The sequence below is a fragment of the Paenibacillus sp. P46E genome (assembly GCF_001909095.1).
Lineage (GTDB): Bacteria > Bacillota > Bacilli > Paenibacillales > Paenibacillaceae > Paenibacillus_AQ > Paenibacillus_AQ helianthi.
In genome coordinates, this window is the sequence record NZ_LVYZ01000120.1 from 1 (window position 1) to 977 (window position 977).

At 59.0% G+C, this 977-nt stretch carries 1 pseudogene; it reads left to right on the plus strand.

The features are described 5' to 3' along the window. Nucleotides 1–977 (plus strand): annotated as a pseudogene (locus A3849_RS31970) (HNH endonuclease); the annotation flags it as partial.

Here is a 977-nt window from a genome sequence, read left to right on the forward strand (position 1 = left end):
GAGCAAGGGGAGGGGGTTGGGGGGAATACCCAGGTTGATCCGGAACCTGCTCTATCGGCACCGGTTCAAGAGACACCCTCTGCCACCATGGAGCCGTCAGTAAGTGAGCAGAAGCAGCCTCAGGAGCAGAAACTGGAACTGGTACAAAGCGAGGTACAACAAGTCAGCGCTCAGGCTGAACCGAAGGCTCAGCAGAATGAACAGTCCGGCAATAAGGCAAAAGGCAACTTTGCATTCCAAAAGTGGGGCAAACCCCGGGCGAAGAGTTCTCCTTCCTCCACTGAAGAGAACAAGGGGACAGCAGATGGAGGGCCGCTGGACGGAAAAGAGAAGGCAGCCGCTCCGCAGCCAGCCGAAGGTGAAGCAACGGGTTCGAAGGCTAACGGGACTGGGAAAGAACAGCCGGTGGAAGCTAAGGACACTAAGGACACCAAGGTAGGCAAAGAGGCCGAAGCAGATAAGGAATTGAAGTCAGGAAAAGAAGCGAAGGAAGCACCAGTGGAACCTGCACCTAAGGGAGCCGCGAAGGAACCTTCGCTCGGAGATGCGTTGGGCGCGTTGGCCGGAGACGGAAAGGAAGAGCCTGCCAAGGCCAAGAAGGTGAACATCCACGGCGAGGATCCCGGACAGATCCTCGATCAGCTGACCCGGGTTCAGCCAACAGAGATGGGGGACGCTTACGCCCAGGCGGTGGATGTTTCTGCTGGGGCTTTCGCGAAGCAGAAGCAGAAGACCCGGCAGGGGTTGCCGGCCATTCCAGCCCCGACAGGGCTGAAAGGCAAAGTCTTTCAAGCCCGGAAAAAGCCAGCGCCACTGAAACACTCCGCACCGGAGGGGTACAGAAGCGAGCGCACCGGCGGGACTGCGACAACGGGGAACCTGGAGCGAATGAACATCGGATCTTCCGGCTCGGAAGGTAATCCCGAAGCCATGTTGGGTGAAATCCGGTCCGCTGCGGCGCAGCCTCCGGGCATCAG